The sequence below is a fragment of the Arthrobacter sp. Leaf337 genome (genome assembly GCF_001423745.1).
Taxonomy (GTDB): Bacteria; Actinomycetota; Actinomycetes; order Actinomycetales; family Micrococcaceae; genus Arthrobacter.
Genome location: NZ_LMPC01000001.1, coordinates 456,774 through 478,296 on the forward strand (window position 1 = coordinate 456,774; position 21,523 = coordinate 478,296).

18 protein-coding genes are annotated in these 21,523 nt (G+C 63.6%); 4 read left to right on the forward strand and 14 right to left on the reverse strand.

The genetic code is table 11. The annotated features are described in order from the left end of the window. Positions 1-11 precede the first annotated feature (11 nt). Together ASF98_RS02045 and ASF98_RS02050 are read right to left on the reverse strand one after the other, a co-directional pair. A complete protein-coding gene (locus tag ASF98_RS02045; protein WP_055796751.1) occupies positions 12-1,700 on the reverse strand; it encodes a peptide ABC transporter substrate-binding protein in 1,689 nt (562 codons plus the stop codon). 238 nt (positions 1,701-1,938) lie between these two features. Beyond that, entirely contained in the window at positions 1,939-3,774 is a 1,836-nt protein-coding gene (locus ASF98_RS02050; RefSeq protein ID WP_055796759.1) for an ABC transporter ATP-binding protein, read from the reverse strand. A gap of 77 nt (positions 3,775-3,851) precedes the next feature. Between ASF98_RS02050 and ASF98_RS02055 the strand changes: the two genes are divergently transcribed. Continuing rightward, on the forward strand, positions 3,852-4,481 hold the full coding sequence (locus ASF98_RS02055; protein ID WP_055796763.1) for a PH domain-containing protein: 630 nt from the start codon (positions 3,852-3,854) through the stop codon (positions 4,479-4,481). 24 nt (positions 4,482-4,505) lie between these two features. Here the strand turns inward: ASF98_RS02055 and ASF98_RS02060 are convergent, their stop codons facing one another. The 4 genes from ASF98_RS02060 to ychF all read right to left on the reverse strand — a co-directional run bounded on the left by ASF98_RS02060 (position 4,506) and on the right by ychF (position 10,509). Next, complete coding sequence (locus ASF98_RS02060; RefSeq protein WP_055796766.1) at positions 4,506-5,606, reverse strand: ABC transporter permease; 1,101 nt, start codon at positions 5,604-5,606, stop codon at positions 4,506-4,508. Further along, positions 5,603-7,144: an ABC transporter permease gene (locus ASF98_RS02065; protein WP_055796769.1), complete on the reverse strand. Its 1,542-nt coding sequence runs from the start codon at positions 7,142-7,144 to the stop codon at positions 5,603-5,605. The genes ASF98_RS02060 and ASF98_RS02065 overlap by 4 nt, the downstream gene beginning before the upstream one ends. Before the next feature lie 180 nt (positions 7,145-7,324). After that, complete coding sequence (locus ASF98_RS02070) at positions 7,325-9,103, reverse strand: ABC transporter family substrate-binding protein (protein WP_055796771.1); 1,779 nt, start codon at positions 9,101-9,103, stop codon at positions 7,325-7,327. 320 nt (positions 9,104-9,423) lie between these two features. Further along, positions 9,424-10,509, reverse strand: a complete 1,086-nt coding sequence (ychF, locus tag ASF98_RS02075; protein WP_055797285.1) for a redox-regulated ATPase YchF — start codon at positions 10,507-10,509, stop codon at positions 9,424-9,426. Between the two features lie 114 nt (positions 10,510-10,623). Here ychF and ASF98_RS02080 point away from each other — a divergent pair, with 114 nt between their 5' ends. After that, a complete protein-coding gene (locus tag ASF98_RS02080) occupies positions 10,624-11,835 on the forward strand; it encodes a DNA recombination protein RmuC (RefSeq protein ID WP_055796774.1) in 1,212 nt (403 codons plus the stop codon). A 57-nt stretch (positions 11,836-11,892) separates the two neighbouring features. Here ASF98_RS02080 and ASF98_RS02085 read toward each other — a convergent pair whose 3' ends face one another. Continuing rightward, positions 11,893-12,972, reverse strand: coding sequence for a 4-hydroxy-3-methylbut-2-enyl diphosphate reductase (locus tag ASF98_RS02085; protein WP_028269462.1), 1,080 nt, complete (start codon positions 12,970-12,972; stop codon positions 11,893-11,895). Between the two features lie 9 nt (positions 12,973-12,981). Next, the gene (locus tag ASF98_RS02090) at positions 12,982-13,851 is read right to left on the reverse strand and encodes a hypothetical protein (RefSeq protein WP_055796777.1); all 870 of its coding nucleotides are present in this window, start codon (positions 13,849-13,851) and stop codon (positions 12,982-12,984) included. Between the two features lie 185 nt (positions 13,852-14,036). Between ASF98_RS02090 and xseA the strand changes: the two genes are divergently transcribed. Further along, positions 14,037-15,323, forward strand: coding sequence for an exodeoxyribonuclease VII large subunit (gene xseA / locus ASF98_RS02095; protein WP_055796780.1), 1,287 nt, complete (start codon positions 14,037-14,039; stop codon positions 15,321-15,323). Positions 15,324-15,388: 65 nt separating this feature from the next. Continuing rightward, positions 15,389-15,619: an exodeoxyribonuclease VII small subunit gene (locus tag ASF98_RS02100; RefSeq protein WP_055796783.1), complete on the forward strand. Its 231-nt coding sequence runs from the start codon at positions 15,389-15,391 to the stop codon at positions 15,617-15,619. 6 nt (positions 15,620-15,625) lie between these two features. On the opposite strand, the gene ASF98_RS02105 is transcribed toward ASF98_RS02100, so the two are convergent. From ASF98_RS02105 to ASF98_RS02130, 6 genes are all read right to left on the reverse strand, one after another. Further along, the gene (locus ASF98_RS02105; RefSeq protein WP_055796786.1) at positions 15,626-16,480 is read right to left on the reverse strand and encodes a polyphosphate kinase 2 family protein; all 855 of its coding nucleotides are present in this window, start codon (positions 16,478-16,480) and stop codon (positions 15,626-15,628) included. 101 nt (positions 16,481-16,581) lie between these two features. Next, complete coding sequence (locus tag ASF98_RS02110) at positions 16,582-17,802, reverse strand: pyridoxal phosphate-dependent aminotransferase (protein ID WP_028269467.1); 1,221 nt, start codon at positions 17,800-17,802, stop codon at positions 16,582-16,584. A 186-nt stretch (positions 17,803-17,988) separates the two neighbouring features. Beyond that, on the reverse strand, positions 17,989-18,945 hold the full coding sequence (locus ASF98_RS02115) for an ABC transporter substrate-binding protein (protein WP_055796789.1): 957 nt from the start codon (positions 18,943-18,945) through the stop codon (positions 17,989-17,991). Further along, a complete protein-coding gene (locus ASF98_RS02120; protein WP_055796792.1) occupies positions 18,942-19,688 on the reverse strand; it encodes an ABC transporter permease in 747 nt (248 codons plus the stop codon). Before ASF98_RS02120 ends, ASF98_RS02115 begins: the two co-directional genes overlap by 4 nt. Next, complete coding sequence (locus ASF98_RS02125) at positions 19,685-20,395, reverse strand: ABC transporter permease (RefSeq protein ID WP_055796795.1); 711 nt, start codon at positions 20,393-20,395, stop codon at positions 19,685-19,687. The genes ASF98_RS02120 and ASF98_RS02125 overlap by 4 nt, the downstream gene beginning before the upstream one ends. After that, entirely contained in the window at positions 20,395-21,495 is a 1,101-nt protein-coding gene (locus ASF98_RS02130) for an ABC transporter ATP-binding protein (RefSeq protein WP_055796798.1), read from the reverse strand. The genes ASF98_RS02125 and ASF98_RS02130 overlap by 1 nt, the downstream gene beginning before the upstream one ends. Positions 21,496-21,523: the final 28 nt, after the last annotated feature.

Sequence of the window (21,523 nt, forward strand, 5' to 3'; positions counted from 1 at the left end):
TATTCTGCGGACTACTTGGCGGTGATGGCCCAGTACTGCAGAACACCGTTCCAGCCAGCGTCAACGTTGCTGACGTTCTGGCTCCAGACGGCCTGGCGTGCGGAGTACCACAGCGGCAGGTTGGGGAGTTCCTCGAAGAGGATCTCCTGTGCTTCCGTGAACTTCTTGTTGGCGTCGTCCGTGGACTTGGCGCCCAAGCCTTCGGTGAGGAGCTTGTCGAACTCGGGGTTCGTGTAGCCCTCGTAGTTGGCGCTGGCACCGGTCTTCAGGAGCGGGCCGAGGAAGTTGTACAGCGACGGGTAGTCAGCCTGCCAGCCGGCGCGGGTCAGGCCGGGAAGGTCCTTGGCGGTGCGCAGCTTCAGGATTTCAGCGAACTTGGCGAACGGCTGGCCTTCGGCCTTGATTCCCAGGTTGTTCTTGAAGTTGTTGGCAACGGCGTCGATCCATTCCTTGTTGCCGCCGTCGGTGTTGTAGGCAAGCTGCAGGGTCTTGTCAGCGGGCCACGGGCTGATGGCGTCAGCCTTGGTCCACAGGTCCTTCGCCTTGGCGGCGTCGAACTTCAGGACCTCGGATCCGGCAACATTTTCGTTGTAGCCGTCAACAGCCGGTGAGGTGAAGTCCTTGGCCGGGATACGGGTGCCGGAGAAGATGACCTTAGTGATCTCTTCGCGGTTGATGGCCATGGACAGCGCCTGGCGGCGGAGCTTGCCTGCTTCGCCCTGGAACTCGGGCAGGTAGCCCGGGATGTTCAGGGTGGAGTTGCCTGCGTACGGCTTGTTGAGGTGGTTCTCAGGGAAGTCCGTGGCGTAGGTCTTGAGGGCGTCCGTCGGCAGGACGTCCGTGACATCGAGGTTGTTGCCCTGGATGTCGGTGTAAGCCGGAGCCGGGTCGGTGTAGAACTTGAAGGTCACGCCGCCGTTCTTGGCAGCACGTGCACCCTGGTAGTCAGCGTTCTTGACCAGTTCGATCTGGCTGTCGTGCTGCCAGGCACCTTCCTTGGCCATCTTGTACGGGCCGTTGCCCACAGGGTTCTCGCCGAACTTCTTCGGGTCCTTGATGGCGTCAGCAGGCAGCGGCATGAAAGCGGAGTAGCCAAGGCGCAGCGGCCAGTCTGCTTCAGGCTGGGTCAGCTTGACCGTGATGGTGGAATCGTCCTTCAGGGCCAGGCCTGAGAGGGTCTGTGCGGTGGGGGCCGGAACGTCGGTGTCCTTGCCATCCGCACCCTTCTCCGTCTTGGTGGCGCTGACCGCGTCATAGCCTTCGATGGATTCGAAGAAGCTGCTGTTGCTCTGGGCGTTGGTGCTCAAAGCGGCAAAGTTCCAGGCGTCAACGAAGCTCTTGGCGGTGACTTCCTCGCCGTTGGTGAACTTGCTGCCGGACTTGACCTTGATGGTGTAGTTCTGGCCGTCCGGGGACTCAATGGACTCGGCCAGGGCGTCGACTGACTTGCCGCTCGGGTCGTAGCTCCGCAGGCCTTCGAACAGAAGCTCGACGACGCGGCCACCGTAGACTTCGCCGGTATCGGCGGGCATCAGGGGCTTCTGCGGCTCATTGCTGTACGCCGTGATGACCTTGTTGGGATCGCCGGCAGCCTGGCTGCTGCCACCGTTCGTGGAGCCGCCGCCGGCACCGCATCCGGTCAGGGCAAGGGCCGCGATGGCAACCATGCCCAGTGCTTTGGAAGTGCGCGAAAAACGCATTCCGCCTCCTATGAGTTGTGGGAGTGAGAAGGGAAAGTCTTGTGCTTCCCCGCAGGCCGGGCACAGAGGTGTCCTGTGACGTGGCATACATAAGTGAGTAGCCTAACCCCAAAATGTCCAGATGTTGGAACTCTGTTGCCAAACTGTAACCCGGTCACAATTTGACCACTAGCGTCAACACTGGCGTATTTCAAGTCACACGTTACTCAGTGGTAGCCTACACCTGATGTGACGGATCTTACTCCACTCCACTCGCCAGCAGCTGTGCCCGTAGCTCCCGTCGCTCACGCTGTTTTTCGGGGTCCGGAAGGGGCACCGCGGCGAGCAGGCGCTGCGTGTAGGGTTCCTGCGGATTCCGGAGAATTTGGTCCCGAGTGCCCTGCTCAACGATTCTGCCCCGCTGCATCACGCAGATGCGGTCGGCCAGCACGTCGACCACCGCCAGGTCGTGCGTCACGAACAGGCAGGCGAAGCCGAGGTCTTTCTGGAGGTTCTGGAACAATTCAAGTACTTTTGCCTGCACCGACACGTCAAGTGCCGACGTCGGTTCGTCCGCAACCATCAGCTTCGGCTTGAGCGACAGTGCCCGGGCGATGCCCACGCGCTGCTTCTGGCCGCCGGACAGCTCGTGCGGATACCGGTTGCGGTAACTCCTGGGCAGCTCGACCTGGTCAAGGAGCGCCTCGATCCGCTTCTGCAGCCCGCTTCCCTTGGCCTCCCCGGCAAGGAACATGGGTTCGCCGATGCTCTCGCCGATCGGAAGGCGCGGATTCAACGACGACGACGGGTCCTGGAACACCATGCCGATGTGCCGCCGGACATGGTGCAGCTGCCTGCCGTTCTTCTTGGCGGCTGAAATGTCCTGGCCCACCACCCGCATGGTGCCTGCTGCGACGGGAAGCAACCCCACGGCTGCGCGGCCGATTGTGGTCTTACCGGAGCCCGATTCGCCTACGAGTCCCACCACCTGGCCCGGGTAGATCACGAGGTTTGCACCCTCCACGGCCCTGAAGGCAGGCACGCGGCCCTGTTTGGGGTATTCGATGGCCACATCAGTCAGTTCGAGGACCGGCTCGCCCTGGGGCCGTTCCGCGGCAGCAGCAGCCAGCGCCGCAGCGTTCTCCCGCTCGCGCCGAACCAGTTCGTCATGCTCCACCGATTCCAGCTCGGCGTGGGTGGCGGCCGCCAGCGCGGCGGTAACGTCGACTTCTTCGCCGTGCTCCGCTCCGCCCTGGCCAAGGTGCGGCACCGCCGCCAGCAATGCCTGCGTGTATTCGTGCCGGGGGTTCCGGAAGACCTGCTCGGCCGTTCCGGTTTCGACAATCAGGCCCCGCCGCATGACGGCGATCCGGTCGGCGAGGTCCGCCACCACGCCCATGTCGTGGGTGATCAGCACAATCGCGCTGTCCAGCTTGTTCCGCAGATTGCGCATGAGGTCCAGGATCTCGGCCTGGACAGTGACATCCAAGGCCGTGGTGGGCTCGTCGGCAATCAACAGCTTGGGGTCGCAGGACAGCGACTGCGCAATCATGGCCCGTTGCCGCTGGCCGCCCGACAGCTGGTGCGGGTAGGACTTGAACGCCTTCTCCGGGTCCGGTAGTTCCACCAGTTCCAGCATCCGCAGGGCACGTTCCTTGGCCTGTTCGGGTGAAACTTCGTTATGCAGCCGCACTGTCTCCACGATCTGCGCCCCGACCGTGTAGACCGGGTTGAGTGCGGTCATGGGCTCCTGGAAGATCACGGCCACGTCCTTGCCGCGGACTTCCCGGATGTTGGCCGCGCTGGCACCGAGGAGCTCTTTGCCGGAGAGGCGGACGCTGCCGGATACCCGGCTGTTACTGGGCAGGAGGCCCAGGAGGGCCATGGAACTGGCGCTCTTGCCCGAACCGGACTCCCCCACGATGGCCAGGACTTCGCCGGCCCTGACCTCATAGTTCAGGCCGATGGCCGCGGGCACCCATTTCTTGTCCACTCCAAAGTCCACGCTGAGGTCGCGGACCTCGAGTACAACAGCGCCCTTGGCGGGTTCCTGCCCCGGGGCGGTGTCCTGGTGGGGGGTGATGTTGTCAGTCATGACGGGTTCCCTTCCGCCCGGGCCGCCACTGCACAGGAGATTAGTGCTGCGGCCTGGAATCCTGAATTATTAGGGGCATGAGCAGTGTGCCGCACGCCGGAAATGTTGAAGTATTCAAAGCCCCGACGAACAAATGGTTCGCGTGGCTCTCCTGGCTGGTCGCGGCGCTTGGCCTCGTCGTCACCGCGGCCGCCGGAGGCCCGGCCGCCCTCCTGGGGGCAGGCCCGCTGCTGCTGATCGGCTTTCTCGGCTGGCTGCTGTTCTGGATGCCTTCGGTGGTGGTTCACGACGCCGGCATCACCTTGGAGAATCCGTTCCGCTCCGTTAACGTCCCCTGGGCTGCCCTGGTCAATGTTGATACCCGGTACGCCTTGACGCTGGTCACGCCGGCCGGGAGCTACGTTTCCTGGGCTGCACCGGCGCCGGGCATCTGGGGCGGCCGGAACGCCCGTCCTGAGGATCTCAAGGGCCTTCCTTCCGCCACGTACGGGCCGGGAAAGTCCGTGCGCCCCGGCGACCTGAAAACCACTGATTCCGGCCAGGCGGCCCGGCTGGTCCGCGGACGCTGGGAACAGCTGGTCGAAGCTGGCTCCCTGGACGCAGGAAATGCCGAAACGACGGCCGTCAGGGTGACGTTCCGCTGGCCGGCGGTTGCAGCCACCGCCGTGCTGCTGGCCGCCAGCTACTGGGCCGTTGCAGTTCCTTAGGGCGGATGCCCGGACAGGCCGCATTCAGTCGCCCGCAGACCCGTCGGCTGCGGCAGCCGGCGCCTTGGCCGGTTCCCCGGACTGCTGAGTGTCCCTGGCCTTCTTGGCGTTGAACTTCTTCTGCCTTGGATCGAATGCGTCCCGGAGACCGTCGCCGATGAAGTTGATGCTCAGGCAGATCAGGACAATGAAAATGCCAGGGAACCAGAACAGCCATGGCCGGGTGGAGAATGCCTCCTGGTTTTGCGAGATGAGCAGGCCCAGCGAAGTGTCCGGGGATTTCACGCCGACACCGAGGTAGCTCAGGGCCGTTTCCAGGAGGATGGCAGCGGACATTGTCAGCGTCACGTTAACGATCAGCACACCGATGGCGTTGGGCAGGATGTGCTTGAAAATGATCCGCGCATTGCTGGCTCCCGAGATGCGGGCTGCATCAACAAACTCGCGTTCGCGCAGGGTGAGGAACTCACCGCGCATCAGCCGGGCCAGGCCTACCCAGCTGACGAGGCCCAGGAAGATTCCCAGGATCAGGATGCCGTTGCTGGCAGCGAATCCCGAAAACCAGCCGCCTTGGTCCCTGCGGTTGACGCTCTGAGCCACGACGGCGGCGAGGAGCAGCACCGGGATGATGATGATGACGTCGGTGATCCGCATCAGCACCGCTTCCACCCAGCCCCGGAAGTATCCGGACAGTCCGCCCACTACCGTGCCCAGCAGGCCGGCGATCGTCCCGATCAGGAGCATGATGATGATGGACTGCTGTGCTCCGCGCATGGTCATGGCGAACAGGTCCCGGCCGATCCTGTCCTGCCCGAACGGGTGTTCGCCCCAGGCAGGCGGCCACAGCGACGCCGTCGGAACGCCGTCGTTGACCAGCGGCGAGACATCCAGGTGGTCATATTTCCACCAGCCCGGGATCCCGGCCCAGCCCACAGACGTGAAGGCCATCAGGAAGATGACGGCGAAAATGAACAGGCCGACGAGGGCTCCGGTGTGCCCCAGGAACCGCTTGCGGACAATCTGCCCCTGGCTCAGCCCCTTCGCCTCCGGCTCGTAGGATGAGCCCGGCTGCCTGGAATGTGCGTGCTCGGCGAGGAATTCTTCCTGCTGGGTTGGCTGGCTCATGCCTTAATCCTTACGCGGGGATCGAGTGCGGAATACGCAAGGTCTGCAATCAGGTTGAACACCATAGCGGTTACAGCCACGCAGACGAAGACTCCCATCACGGGGTTCGGGTCAGTGTGCATGATGCCGTCCAGGAAAAGGAACCCCATGCCGCGGACGGAGAACACGGTCTCCGTGATGACGGCACCGCCTATGAGCGCCCCGATATCAAACGCCACGATCGTTGCGATCGGAATCAGCGCATTACGGAACGCGTGGCCCATCACCACGGACCTTTCGGAGAGCCCCTTGGCCCGGGCCGTCCGGATGTAGTCCATATTCATGATTTCCAGCATCGAGGACCTGGTGAACCGCGTGTAGCTTGCCAGCGAAACAAGGATGAGGGCCATGGTGGGAAGAATCAGGTGGGTGAAAGTGTCCAGGGTCAGGACCCAGAAGTCACCTTGGATATTAGGGGTGCCCGCACCGATGGTTGCGATCGGCCTGCCCCGGACCCGGCTGTTGCTGAAGTAGCTGGGCCAGGCTTGCATGAAGCGGTCCATCAGGATGAGTCCGCCCACCAGGAAGGCAGTGATGCCGGCAGCCCGCATCGACTGGCCGCGGTCGTAGCCGCCCATCAGGAAGCCCGTTCCCACGCCCACCCCGATTGTGGCGATGCCCAGCAACACGATCATGACCGCCGTCGCCTGGTTGAGAAGCGGCTGGACAGCGAAGTATGCGACGACGCCGAGTGCCACCACGATGAGCGATGCCTGGAGCGCCTTCCTGTTTTTGAGTCCTGCCACCAGGAGTGTCACGGCGAAGGCGATGCCAACCCCGGCAATCGCAATGACCACCGGACCAAGGCCGGGATTCCGGAACCACTGGACCAGGGAGAAGTAGATCAGGATGAGGCTGACTGCAAGGAACACGATGCCGCCCGAGACAAGCCTGCGGCGGGCCGCTCCGCCCACGGCAACGGCAACGATCAGGCCCGCGACGGCGCCGATGCCCAATGCCACCGGCAGCGGTATTTCGGGATTGCGGAGAAAATCGTTGAAACCGATGGCCCCGTATTCCTTCAACAGCACTGCAACCCAGAAGATCGGGAGGGAGAAAAACAGGAAGGCCATGAACGTCACGCCGTAGTCCAGGGCGCTGTACTGCCGCAGTGCCGTAATAATACCGAGGGCAATACCGATGAGGATGGCGAGGATCGTGGCGCCGGTGACGAGTGTCAGGGTTTGCACCAGCGCGAAACCCAGGGCTTCGGTGATTGGCTGTCCCGCAATGTTCTTGCCGAGGTCGCAGGAACCGCCGAAGGGAACCAGGCACCTGGCCGCTCCGCTGAGCCATTTGAAGTACCTGAGCGGGGCGGGCGTATCCAGGTCAAGGAGCTGGCTGCGGGAGTCCATGAGCTGTTGTTTGTTCGGGGCGCTGCTGGCGCGGAATTCCTCCAGTGGATCCCCTGACGACGCTGTCAGGAGGTACACGAGGAATGAAGCTCCGAGAAGAATGAGTGCGGCAGTGATCAGCCGCCTGACGATGTACGTCACCATGGTGGAAAGCCTCTATATCCGGGCCCGGGATCTCGCCGGGCCCATCGCAGAATCTGTCCGGATTCCCGACTGAGGTGCGCGGAAACCCGGCAGAATGCCGGTGGTGCCGGAGAAGGCGCCGGGACGTTGGTGCATTTGTCCCGGCGCCTTCTCCTGCTGTTCACTCGCTGAGCGGGGGCTCTACTTCTCAGCCCATTCCCAGAAGTTCCACCAGACACCGGTCTGGTTCGGCATGAACTTCACGCCCGTGATGCGGTCGCTGTAGGCGTCCACTCCGACGGACTGGAAGAGCGGAAGGCCGTAGGCGGACTCCCAGATCTTCTTGTCGATCTGCGTGGTCAGCTCGTCCTGCTTGCTGCGGTCGGTGGTGACGATGAGCTCATCCATCAGCTTGTCCGCTTCCGGATCGGCGAACTGGTTGAAGTTGGACCCGTTGCCGCTGCGGAAAATCTGCGGCACGCCGGATACGCCGACACCCGGGTTGGTCCAGCCGAAGATGGTGGCATCGTAGCTGCCGTCGCCGAGGGCCTTGCCCCAGTCGGACGCACCCAGTCCGCCGTCAACGATCTTGAAGCCGGCCTTGGTGGCCGATTCGCGGATCAGGGAGAAGGCGTCAACACGGTTGGGGTTGTCCTTGTTGTACATGATGCGGACCTCCGGCGTCTTGCCGGCAAGGAGTGCCTTGGCGCCGTCAATGTCCACGTCCTGGTAAGCGGAAGAACCGTTGTTCTTGGCTGATTCCGCGTAAGCTGCCTGCGCCGGAACGAAGAGCTGCGAATCCAGCGGCTTGGCTTCCGGGTCGAGCTTCTTGACGATCTTGTCGACGATGTCCTTGCGCGGGACCGTCTTCATGAATGCTTCGCGGACACTCTTCTCGGCAAACGGACCCGAGTAGTTCAGGTCGATGTGGTCGTAGGAGAGCTGGTTGCCCTGTTCCACCGTGACGCCCTGGCTTTCGAGGGCCTTCAGCTGCTCGATCGTGTCTGCCGAGGCCTGCGGAGCAATGATGTCAGCTTCGCCGTTCTTCAGTGCCTGCACCTGCGCCGGAGCTGAACCGATGTAGCGGACGGTGATTTCGTCCAGGCTCGCTTCCGGTCCCCAGTTGTAGTCCTTGTTGCGGACCATGGTGAGGGACTGGTCCTGGGTGACGCTCTTGACGATGTACGGACCGTTGGAAAGGAAAAGGCTGGGATCGGACGGCAGGGTCTTCGTGTCGAAGCCGGTGTTCCAGAGGTCAGCCATGGCCTTCAATTTCTCATCGGCCGGCTTCGGAGCCTTGGGATCGCCCTTGGGCTTTTCCTTCAGGTAGTCCACGAGCGCCTTAGCGTCGCTCAGGCCAGCCTTCTTGGCCAGCACATGCGCCGCAATGTCGATGCCCGGTCCGCCAAGAACGGTTTCCCAGTCAGCGAAGGGCTTGGAGTACTTGATCGTCATGGAGCGGTTGTCGTCACCGAGCTCCGGGAAGTCGGTGAGCTTGAGGCCGGTGGGGTCACCCGCGTAGGAGAAGTACTGCGTGCCCGTCTTGGCCTCGGAGTCGGCATCATCGTAGTAGCCGGAGAAAGCCGCCCACTGCAGCAGGAGGTCGGCCGCCGTCACGGGTGTGCCGTCGGACCACTTCACGCCCTCGTTGACGGTGTACTTGATCGTTAGCGGGTCATCGGAAGTCTTTTCCATCTTGCCGAATTTCTCGTTGCGTACAACGTTCAGCTGGTTGTCGATGTAGTAGAAACCCGAGTGGGTGGCATAACTGATCTTCGAGTTGATGTCCGTGTTGCCGTCGGCAGTATTCGGGTTGAACGTGTTGAACGCGTTCACCTCGACCACCGTGGCTGAGCCACCCTGTTTGCCGGCAGTAGCGCTGGACGGGGTGGTCCCGCCGCTGTTGCCGGCGCAGGCGCTGAGAGCTAGCGCGGCAGCTGCCGCGACGCCTACCGCTTTGGAAATACGACCTAAGCGCATTCCGCCTCCTATGTTTCTGTGGTGTTGAAAAGACCGCCGCTGTAGGCGCCGGCCAGACCGCCCATTCCCCCAGTAAGAATGTGGCTAGTCTCACATGAGCAGTAGCCTAGACCCGAAAAGAAAGCCAATGGGACCAAAGTTGCCCATGGGTAAAGGTTGTTACCGAGCTGCAACAATGGATTTGCGGACGCGGTTTATCACCGGATAAGTCAGCGCGGGAAAACCAGCACAGGAACCGGTCCAACCACGACAAAAGCCCCGATTCAAGGGAATCGGGGCTTTCACCGTTAATGCTCAATTACTGACTCTGCGGGCACCTGCTACACGTTGAAGCGGAACTCCACCACGTCGCCGTCGGCCATTACATATTCCTTGCCTTCGATACGGACCTTGCCGCGGGCTTTGGCCTCGGCCATGGATCCGGCCTCGATGAGGTCGTCGAAAGACACAACTTCGGCCTTGATGAAGCCGCGCTGGAAATCGGAGTGGATGACGCCGGCGGCCTGCGGGGCGGTGTCGCCCTGGTGGATGGTCCAGGCGCGGGTTTCTTTGGGACCGGCCGTCAGGTAGGTCTGCAGTCCCAGCGTGTGGAAGCCGACGCGGGCCAGCTGGTCGAGGCCTGATTCGTCCTGGCCGTTCATCTCGAGCATCTCGCGGGCTTCTTCCTCGTCCAGTTCCACGAGGTCGGATTCCAGCTTGGCGTCGAGGAAGACGGCGTCCGCCGGAGCAACCATGGCGCGCAGTTCTTCCTGCTTCGCGGGGTCGCCCAGGATTCCCTCGTCCGAGTTGAAAACGTAGATGAAGGGCTTGGCGGTCAGCAGGCCGAGCTCCTTGAGGTGCTCCATCTCGAGCTTGTCGCTCTTGATCGAGGAGAAGATGGTGTCGCCACGTTCAAGCACGGCCTGCGCCGCCTTGATCGCGGCCAGTTCGGCCGCGTCGCGCTTCTTGATCTTGACTTCTTTTTCGATCCGGGGAATCGCATTTTCGATGGTCTGGAGGTCAGCCAGGATCAGTTCGGTGTTGATGGTCTCCATATCCGAGCGCGGATCCACCTTGCCGTCAACGTGGATGACGTCCGGGTCATCGAACACGCGGACAACCTGCGCGATGGCCTCGGCCTCGCGGATGTTGGCGAGGAACTTGTTGCCCAGGCCTTCGCCCTCCGACGCACCCTTGACGATCCCGGCGATATCGACGAACGACACGGGAGCGGGCAGCAGGCGCTGGGATCCGAAGACAGCGGCCAGCTTGGCGAGCCGCGGGTCCGGCAGGTTGACCACACCGACGTTCGGCTCGATGGTGGCGAACGGATAGTTCGCAGCCAGCACCTGATTACGGGTCAGTGCGTTGAAAAGGGTTGATTTGCCGACGTTGGGCAGTCCGACGATGCCAATAGTAAGAGCCACGAGCACTAATTCTACCGGTAACCGGGCGCGAACCATGCGGCGGTCCGTTCCCGGCCTCCGCAGGCGGCGTGCGTCTGCGCCAAAAATGTCGGTGGCCCATGCCAAAGTGAACACATGGACGCTTTTGCACTGATACTTGCCCTGCTGATGCTAATTCTCGGCGCCGTGATCGGCGCCGCCTTCACCTACGTGGCGCTCCGGCGGCGGAGCGTGGCCCTGGAACAGGACTTCGACGGCGTCTCGGCGCGCCTTTCGGAGGTCAGCGCCCAGTTCGCGGCGGCCGACGCCGAGCGGCGCCTCTTGTCGGCACAGAACCGGGAGCTGGGCGAGTCGCGGAACCAGGACGGCAGCGTCCTTCGGGCGCTTGCACCGGTGGCGGAAAAGCTGACGGCGGTCCAGCAGCAGGTGTCCCTGTTGGAACGCGACCGGCTGGAGCAGTACGGGCAGCTTGCCCAGCAACTTCAGGAGGCCCGGCTTTCCGACGAGCAGCTCTTGCGCTCAACCCACGCCCTGGAGTCCGCCCTTCGGTCGAATAGCGCCCGCGGCCAGTGGGGTGAGGTCCAGCTGCGCCGGGTCGTGGAAGCCGCCGGCATGCTCCGCCACGTGGATTTCCACGAGCAGCAGCACACCGCCGGAGCGGGGAACGCCGTCCGCCCCGACCTCGTGGTCCAGCTCCCGGGCGGGAAGCAGCTGGTGGTGGACGCCAAGGTTCCCCTGGGGTCCTACCTTGAGGCCCAGGACCTGGGACCTTCAGCGGGACGCCAGCAGCAGGGGTCCGCCCTCAACGGCCAGAACGCGTTGCTGGCAGCCCACGCCAAGGCCCTGAAATCCCATGTGGACGCCCTGAGCAACAAGAAGTATTGGGAGATCCCGGGCAATTCGCCGGAACTCGTCATCTGCTTCCTGCCGGCCGAATCCATCCTGGCGGCCGCGCTGGCAGCGGACGCCGGCCTTCTTGACTACGCCTTGAATAAGAATGTGGTGCTGGCATCCCCCGGCACCTTGTTGGCCGTGCTGAAGTCAGTGGCGTTCACCTGGCGCCAGGATGTGCTCACAGACAGCGCCCGGGAGCTCTTTGAGTTGGCGCGGCAGCTCTACGAGCGGATGGGCACACTGGGCGAAAACGTGACCAAGCTGGGTTCGTCGCTGAAGACTTCCGTTGACCGCTACAACTCAATGGTCGGAACGCTGGAAGCGCGCGTTCTTCCGACGGCGCGGAAACTCAACGCCCTTGAAGCCGAGGGGCTGACCACACCGCCTGCGATCGAGGTGACTCCCCGGTCGGTGGCGGCTCCCGAACTTCAGTCTGAGGAGTCGGCCGCCTAGCCGCGGCCGGGCCGTCCGGTCTCCGCTGAGACCGCATGGCCCTGGGCCGCGAAGGAGTTAGTTCCGCGCTCCGCGTCCGCCGAGGGCACGGGTCACGTCGCCCGACTTCTTAAGCGTTGCGCGCAGCTCCTTGGGCAGCGAGAAGAGCAGGTCTTCCTCCGCGGTGACCACTTCTTCCACGGCACCGTAGCCGTAGTCCGCCAGGAGCCGGAGCACATCCTTGACCAGCACTTCCGGAACGGACGCGCCCGACGTGACGCCCACCGTGGCGACGCCTTCGAACCAGGCCTCGTCCACTTCGTTGGCGAAGTCGACGCGGTAGGACGCCTTGGCGCCGTATTCCAGTGCAACCTCCACGAGGCGGACGGAGTTGGAGGAGTTGGCGGAGCCCACCACAATGACCAGATCGGCCTGCGGGGAGATCTTCTTGATGGCTACCTGCCTGTTGGTGGTGGCGTAGCAGATATCGTCGCTGGGCGGATCCTGCAGTGTCGGGAACCGTTCCTTGAGGAGACGGACGGTTTCCATCGTTTCATCCACGCTCAGCGTGGTCTGTGACAGCCAGATGACCTTTTCCGGATCCCGCACGGTAACTTTGTCGACTTCGTGCGGACCATTGATGATCTGGATGTGGTCGGGGGCTTCGCCGGCGGTTCCTTCAACTTCCTCGTGACCGTCGTGGCCGATGAGGAGGATGTCAAAGTCGTCCTTGGCGAAACGGACAGCTTCGCGGTGGACTTTGGTCACCAGCGGGCAGGTGGCGTCAATGGTACGCAGGCCGCGGTCCTCGGCCGACTGCACGACCGCGGGCGATACTCCGTGGGCCGAAAAAATTACCAGGGCGCCTTCGGGGACCTCATCGGTCTCGTCAACGAAGATGGCGCCCTTCTCCTCAAGCGAACTCACGACGTGGACGTTGTGGACAATCTGCTTCCGCACGTAGACGGGCGGACCATAGTGTTCCAGTGCCTTCTCCACGGCGATGACGGCGCGGTCCACGCCGGCGCAGTAGCCGCGGGGAGCCGCGAGGAGCACCTTTTTGGGACCTGAGACCGGGGCTGCAGCCAGCACGTCTTCAGGCGAACGGCGCCTGCGTGGAATTGACGGCATGGGAATGGAGACTGCTGAGGTGGTCATTGTTCAATGCTACCGGGAACGCGGGTCACGTCCGGCGCCGGCCACGGCGCGCGCAACGACGCGGAGAATGACGCCGGCCACAATGAGGACGGCGCCGGCGATGAGAGCCACCAGGATCCATTGTCCGAACCGCTCCGAGGATGCCGCCACGAATTCACTCTTGAAGATGTCCGCCACCTCGTTCCCGCTGGCCGTCCCGCCTACCGCAAGGCCGGCCGCATCAGATCCGACTTTCCACGCCGCGGCCAGCACCAACGCCCCCGCTCCCGTCCCTACCAGCACAATCCAGCGCCGGCGGGCGGCGATGAGGGCCAGCAGCAGGGCAATGGCCGAGCCGGCAGCCAACGCGTAACCCATGGGGGCATAGGCCGCAACCTGGTCAACGAGTTGACGGTGGCTCGGCTGCCCGATGTCGATGCGCGTCTGGTCGGGCGCTTCAATCGGAATGTTGGTGGCCTCCGAAATCTGCTTGGTCAGCAGGCCAACCAAGGGCGCCACATCCAGGGTGAGGGACGTGGACGGGTCAGCTGCTGCCGATCCGGCCCCTGCAGCCGGGAAGTTAAGCCGGTGGCTCTTCCTCAGCGTTTCTTCCCAGGCCGCAGGATAGCCGGGGAGCGTCGTCAGGGATTTGGCGGCGGAGTCCAGGATCGGCTGCACCAGATCGGCGAACGGTTCAGGAATCTGGCCGTCCGGGTCAATGCTCGCAACAGCCGCGGAGGCCAGCCTCTGCTGGAAGACGGTGTCCTTGCCCAGCGGTGCGGCGAGGGAGACAAAGCCATCCTCCTGCACAATGTTCCGGTCCACCCAGATGGCAGGAACGGAGACGGCGGCCAGCAGCAGTCCAAGGATGACGGCGGCAGCGGAGACAAAAGTGCGCAAGGGATTCCTCGGTTGTGGTTGGCGGTACTGCCATCCTAGGGGCGCCGGCCGGGAAGCAAAAATGTCGGCGGACAGTGGTAAAGCTATGGATAGAGTTGATTCGGTTTGATGCCATTCCGTTTTGATGCACCGCCACCTGCAAAGGATTCCCATGCCCAAGGCTCCCTCCCCGTCACGGCCCGCCCATGCCTGACAACATGCCCGCGGCCACCACGGTTCCTGCGACGGCTGCTGAAACGAGTCCGGACAACCCCTGGCCCCTGCAGCTGTTGTCCCAGAAGCTCAAGGCCCATATCGACCGGACGCCGTCGGCGTGGGTCGAAGGTCAGGTCATTGAGCTGAACCGCCGTGGTGGCAGTGCTTTCATGACGCTCCGGGATGTCGACGCCGAAATCTCCCTGCCCGCCTCCATCTGGTCGACTGTGCTGGATCGCCAGGAGGTTCCCCTGGAACGCGGGTCCAGGGTGGTGGCGCTCCTGAAGGCCGAGTTCTGGCTCAAGACCGGACGCCTCAACATGTCCGTGAAGGACATCCGCCCGGTGGGGCTGGGCGACTTGCTGGCGCGTATTGAGCGGCTCCGCCATGCGCTTTCCCTTGAAGGACTCTTTGCGGATTCCCGGAAGAAACGCCTGCCCATCCTCCCCCACCGGATCGGACTGATCACCGGACGCGATTCCGACGCCAAGAAGGACGTGCTGCGCAATGCCGCCCTCCGATGGCCCGCGGTCGAATTCGAGGTCCGCGAAGTTGCCGTCCAGGGAAACACTGCTGTTTCCCAGATCATGGCCGCGCTGCGGGAACTCGATGCTGACCCGCACGTCGACGTCATCGTCATCACCCGCGGCGGCGGCGCACTCGAGGACCTCCTCCCCTTCAGCAACGAGGACCTGATCAGGGCAGTGTCCAATGCGTCCACGCCGGTGGTCAGCGCGATCGGCCACGAGGCTGACCGCCCCATCCTCGACGACGTCGCCGATCTGCGGGCCTCGACGCCCACGGACGCCGCGAAGAGAATCGTTCCCGACGTCGTGGAAGAACTCGCCAGGGTCCGGCAGGCACGGGACCAGCTCCGGCGCGGAGTTAACCGGCTCGTGGAGCGGGAATCCGACCGGCTGGCTTCCCTGCATTCACGGCCGGTCCTGGCCGCACCGGAGACCATGGTCAGTGCACGCGCCGAGGATGTGGCGCGGCTCAGCAGCCGCTCCCGTGCAGCCATCAGCACGGCGGTGCTGAGGGCAGCCGACCAGATCGTGCATCTCCGCAACCAGGTCCGCTCCCTCTCGCCGCAACAGACGCTGGACCGGGGCTACGCCGTGGTGCAGGTTGCCGGCACAGACCAGGCAGCGGACGCGCAGCCGGCAGTAGTCCGGCACCCGTCTCAGGCCCCGGAGGGTGCCGACCTATTCGTCCGGGTGGCCGGCGGCAGCTTTTCCGCCCGGTCCACGGGCGGCCACCAGGTATCCGACGGCTGAACCAGCCCACGCCGGATGTGTACCGGCCCCCGTCCATCCACTGACAACCAGCAGGGAGCACCACAATGGCAGCAGAACAGAAACCGAACGCGGATATCGAAGCGCTCAGCTACGAGGAAGCCCGCGAGCAACTCGTGGCCGTCGTGGGCAAGCTGGAAGCAGGCGGCGCCAGCCTGGAGGACTCACTCGCCCTGTGGGAGCGCGGCGAAGCCCTTGCCAGGCGCTGCGAGGAGTGGCTGGAAGGGGCCCGAAAGCGGCTGGCCGCAGCCCGCAACCAGGCCGGGCCCGAGTCGTAGGGCCCGTCAGGACCTTTCCACCAGGCTCCGTTCCAGGGCCACGTCGAACTCAGCTGCGGGCCACTGAAGATTGAGGTCTTCCATCGCCTGGAGCAGCAGCTGCTGCACGGCGATGCGGGCGTACCACTTCTTGTTCGCCGGGACCACGTGCCAGGGGGCAACCTCGGTGTGCGTCTTGTCGAATGCCGCCTGGTAGGCAGCCATGTAGTCGTCCCAGAAGACGCGCTCCTTGAGGTCGCCGCTGCTGTATTTCCAGTGCTTTGATGGATCGTCCAGCCGTGCAAGCAGGCGGGCTTTCTGTTCGTCCCGGCTGATATTCAGCATCACCTTGACGATTCGGGTGCCGGAGCCGGCAAGCCGGGCTTCAAACTCGTTGATCGCCGTGTAGCGTCGCTCCAGCTCCTCCGGCGAGGCCCAGCCGTGGACGCGGTGGATGAGCACATCCTCATAGTGCGAGCGGTCGAATACGCCCACCATGCCGGCCGCCGGGACTTCCTTCTCGATCCGCCAGAGGAAGTCGTAGGATTTTTCCTCGTCCGTGGGCGCCTTGAACGCCTTGAGCTGCACCCCTTGGGGGTCCATGGCACCCACCACGTGGGCCACGATGCCGCCCTTGCCCGCCGTGTCCATGGCCTGGAGGATCAGCAGGACGCGCTTGGTGCCACCGAACTTGGCTTCGGCGAACAGCTGCTCCTGGAGGGTCGCAAGTTTGCCGTCGAGTTCTTCAAGGAGTGCCCGGCCGTCGGATTTGCCACCGGGATATCCCGGAGTGGAATCAGGGTCCACATCCGCCAGCTTGAACCCGTCACCAGCCGCCAAGGTCCCTGACGGGTGTTCGTCGAACGTTTCGATGTTTGCCATGAGAAGCCTTCCGCCGATGTGCCGCCGGTCCGGAGGGCCGCTTCCTTGCGCCCGTCCGGCCGCAGCCGCCCGCTATCCACGGGGCGACTGCTGCCATCAGGCTAGTTCCCCTGGTACCGGCTCAGGAAGTCCCCCATGCGGCCGACTGCCTCTTCGATGTCCTTCACGTTGGGCAGCGTGACCATCCGGAAGTGATCCGGCCGTACCCAGTTGAAGGCGCGTCCGTGGGAAACGAGGATCTTCTGCTCACGGAGCAGGTCCAGGACGAATTTTTCGTCGTCGCGGATATGGAAGACCTCCGGATCCAGTTTCGGGAACAGGTACAGCGCTCCCCTGGCCTGCTGGGTGCTGACGCCGGGGATGGCGTTGAGCATGTCATAAGCTTTGTTCCGCTGTTCCAGCAGTCGCCCGCCGGGCAGGATCAGATCGTTGATGCTCTGGTATCCGCCCAGTGCAGTCTGGATGGCATGTTGGGCAGGCACGTTGGCACACAATCGCATGTTGGCGAGCAGGCTGATGCCTTCGAGGTAGTCGGCGGCATCCTTCTTCGGCCCGGATATCGCCATCCAGCCGGCCCGGTATCCGCAGACACGGTACGCCTTGGACAGCCCGCTGAAGGTCAGGCACAGAACGTCGTCGCCGGTAAGGCCTGCCAGGTTCACATGGACGGCGTCCTCGTACAGGATCTTCTCGTAGATCTCATCCGCGAAAAGCACCAGCCCGTGCTTTTCAGCCAGGGCCACGATCTTCTTGAGGGTTTCCTCGGGATACACCGCGCCGGTGGGGTTGTTCGGGTTGATCACCACGATTCCCTTGGTCCGCGGGGTGATCTTGGATTCGAGGTCCTCCAGGTCCGGCTGCCAGCCGGACTCCTCGTCGCAGAGGTAATGCACCGGCCGTCCGCTGGCCAGTGCCACCGAGGCGGTCCACAGCGGGTAGTCGGGGGTGGGGATGAGAACCTCGTCGCCGTCGTCGAGGAGGGCCATGAGCGACATGGTGATGAGTTCGCTGACGCCGTTGCCGAGGTAGATGTCGTCCACGTGGATGTTCTGGATGCCGCGGGTCTGGTAGTACTGCGACACTGCGGTCCGGGCGGAGAATATGCCGCGGGAGTCACTGTAGCCCTGGGCGTGCGGCAGGTGGCGGATCATGTCCACCAGGATGGCGTCCGGCGCTTCAAACCCAAACGGGGCCGGGTTTCCGATGTTCAGTTTGAGGATGCGGTGACCCTCTGCCTCCATTTGCTGGGCGGCCTGAAGAATCGGTCCACGGATGTCGTAGAGGACATTATGAAGCTTGGTGGACTGCTTGAATTCTGCCATCCATCAAATATGCCATATGGAGGATGTACTTCAGCTGAGACTTGACTCACACAAGCAGAAAGCCGGCGGTCGGTCCGGCGTCAAGGGCGGCACCGCGTCAAGGAACGACGACGGCGCCTGCCGGACATGTGAAGTCCGGCAGGCGCCGTCGGGCCTGGGCTAATTAGCGGGAGCTACTAACCGGTGTTACTTGACCAGTCCCTTGTCCTTGAGCCAGGCCGCTGCTGCATCCTTCGGGTTCTGCTTCTGGGTGCCGCTGACGGCACGGTTGAGGTTGATCAGGTCCTCCGTGGTGAGGATCTTGGACACCGAGTTGAGCGCTTCCTTGGCCTTGTCCGTCATCTTGGCCTTGTTGTACAGCGGCAGTACCTGCTGGGCGATGAAGTTGTTCTTCGGGTCGTCCAGGACCACCAGGTCGTTGTCGGCAATGGCCGGGGTGGTGGTGTAGATGTCGGCGACCTGGACCTGATCCTCCAGCAGTGCCTTGACGGTGATGGGGCCGCCACCGTCGCTGAACGGTTCCAGCTTCTTGGGTTCGCAGCTGTAGTTCTTCTTCAGCCCGGGCAAGCCGTAGGCGCGCTCGGCGAAGGTGGCCGGAGCTCCCACCACCAGTTCGCTGCAGACCTTGGCGAGGTCTTCGATGGACTTGAGCTGGTACTTTTCCGCCGTCGCCTTCGTCACTACCATGGCGTCCTTGTCCTCGGCCTTGGAAGGCTCCAGGACCGCGAGACCCTCCGGCAGCTTGGCCGGAAGCGCCTTGAAGATGTCTTCCGCCGAGACCTCGGTGGCTTCCTTGTTCACATGCAGCAGGAGGTTGCCGCTGTAATCGGGGATGATGTCCACGGAGCCGTCCTGGACCGCTTTGAAGTACACCTCCCGCGAGCCGATGTTGGGCTTGGTGCTTGCGGTGACGCCGGCTGCGTTCAACGCACCGGCATACACCTCCGCGATGATCTGGCTTTCCGGGAAGTCCGCAGATCCGATCACCAGCGCGGAACCTGAGCCCGAACCGCCCGTGGCGGGCGCGCTCTTCAGCGGATCCGATCCGCCGCCGCATGCGGACAGCGCCAGGGCCAGTCCGACGCCGGCGGCCAGGCCGCCGAATGCGCGGCGACCCAGAATACTAGGGTGGGTTTCCTTCATGATCTACCTCCTTGAACAACAGGCTCCGCGGGCACGGGGTCTGTGAGATCAGCCGGTGCCTGCTGGCTCCGGCGTGGCATGGCAGAGGATCCCCGGGACAGGAACAGCCTCTGGAAAACAGCGAGCAGCAGATCGACGGCAATGGCCAGTGCTGCTATCAGCAACGAGCCGCCGAGCATCTGCGGAAAATCGGAGAGCACCAGGCCGTCGAAGAGGTACCGGCCCAGGCCGCCAAGGTTGATATACGCCACCACTGAAACGGTGGCAATCACCTGGAGCACGCCGGTCCTGAAGCCGCCGAACATCACGGCCAGGGCATTCGGAAACTCTGCCCGGAACAGCACCTGCAATTCGGTCATGCCCATGGCGCGGGCCGCATCCACGACGTTCCGGTCCACGCTGGCAATCCCGGCGTACGTGCCTGCCAGTAGCGGAGGTACGGTCAGAATCACGAGCGCCCAGATCGGAGGCATTAGTCCGATGCCGGCCAGGAGGACGAAGAGCGTCAACAGGCCTAGGGTCGGCAGTGCCCGGAGCGCCCCGGCCAGCGCGACAACCGCCACCCGGCCGCGGCCGGTGTGGCCGACATAGAGTCCGATGGGGACCGCTATCGCCGTGGCGATGAGCATCACGAGACCTGTGTACTGGAGGTGCTCAGCCAGCCGTACGGGAATGCCGGTGCTTCCCGTCCAGTGCAGGGGATCGCCCAGCCACGCAAAAGTGTCGGTGAAGACGTTGCTCATGCGGACGCACCCCCGGTCCGGACATCCGACAGCCGCTCGGCCGCCGAGGGGAGACCGGCCTTTTCTGTTTTGGCCACAGCCCTGGTCCACGGCGTCAGGAGCCGTTCCAGGAGAACCAGGACGGCATCCATCACCAGCGCAAGCACCAGGATGGCAATGATCCCGACAAGCACCTCGGTAATAAAGCCCCGTTGGAGGCCGGAGGTGAAAAGCATCCCCAGGTTTCCGATGCCGAGGAGGGCGGCCACGCTCACCAGCGAAATGTTGCTGACGGACACAACCCTCAGGCCGGCGAACAGCACCGGAAGGGACAACGGCAGATCAATCTGCAGGAAACGCGCAGCAGGCTTGAACCCCATCGCAACAGCCGCCTGGCGGAGGTCTTCATCCACGGAGTCGAAGGCGTCGAGTGCGGCCCGCACCAGCAGCGCCACCGCGTAAATAGTCAGGGCGACGATCACGTTCAGCGGATCCAGGACCCTTGTCCCCAGGATTGACGGCAGGATGATGAACAAGGCAAGGGACGGGACCGTGTAGAGCAGGGACGTCGCCGTGACCACCACGGAACGCAGGGTCCTGTTTTGCCGGGCAAACTGTGCCAGCGGAATGGAGAGCAGCAACCCGAACACCATGGGCAGGATGGCCAGCACCAGGTGCTGGCCTGCAAGTTCGAACACCCTCCCGCTGTTGGCCAGGAACCATTCCATCAGAGGGCACCCTGCCGGACCAGCCGGGCAGATTCAATGACCGCAAGGACTTCATCCGCGCGGAGGACACCGGCAAGTTTGCCGTCGGCGTCAACGGCGACGCCCAGCCCCGACGGCGATGACAGCGCCGAGTCCAGGGCCCGCCGAAGCGTCTCCCCTTTCCGGAACAGCGAGCCGCCGGGGATGAGCGAGGAACCGGCACCGGGACTTGTCCAGCCCATCGGACGGGAATCCGCATCCACCACGAGCGCCCAATCGCTGCCCTCCAGTCCGGCAGTTCCGGACTCAAGGGCGCTGTGACTGACCGTAGGCACGTCATGGAGGATAACGGCGTCGGACGGGCTGAACGCCAGATGGCGGAACCCCCTGTCCTTGCCCACGAAGGAGGCCACGAAGTCGTTGGCGGGGGCACGGAGTATTTCCTCCGGCGTCGCGTACTGCGCCAGCTTGCCGCCCGTGGCGAAAACAGCGACCTTGTCTCCAAGCACGGTGGCTTCGTCAATGTCATGCGTGACAAAAACGATGGTCTTGGCCAGGTCCCGCTGCAGCCGGAGGAGCTCCTGCTGCAGCTCGTCGCGCACCACGGGATCCACCGCGCTGAACGGTTCGTCCATCAACAGCACCGGAGGATCTGCCGCGAGCGCCCGGGCGACGCCGACCCGCTGCTGCTGGCCGCCGGACAGCTGGGACGGGTACCGTTTTCCCAGCACCGAAGCCAGCCCGACGACGTCGAGCAGTTCCTCTGCGCGCTTGCGGGACTCAGTTTTGGAAACCCCGTTCAGCCGCGGAACCGTTGCGATGTTGTCCAGCACTGAGCGGTGCGGCATCAGCCCGGAGGACTGCATCACGTACCCCATGGACCGCCTCAGTTGCGCGGCGGGCACTGACGTGACGTCCTTCCCGTCCACAGTGATGGTGCCCGATGTGGGCTCCACCATGCGGTTGATCATCCGCAGCGAGGTGGTCTTCCCGCAGCCGGACGGACCCACAAAAACCGTGATGGAGCCTTTGTCGATGGACATGGTGAGGTTGTCCACGGCCGGCTGCCCGCTCTGGTACTGCTTGGTGACGCTCTGGAATTCGATCATGGCTTCAGCCATTTCCCGGCTTACCTAACTGTTGGCGGCA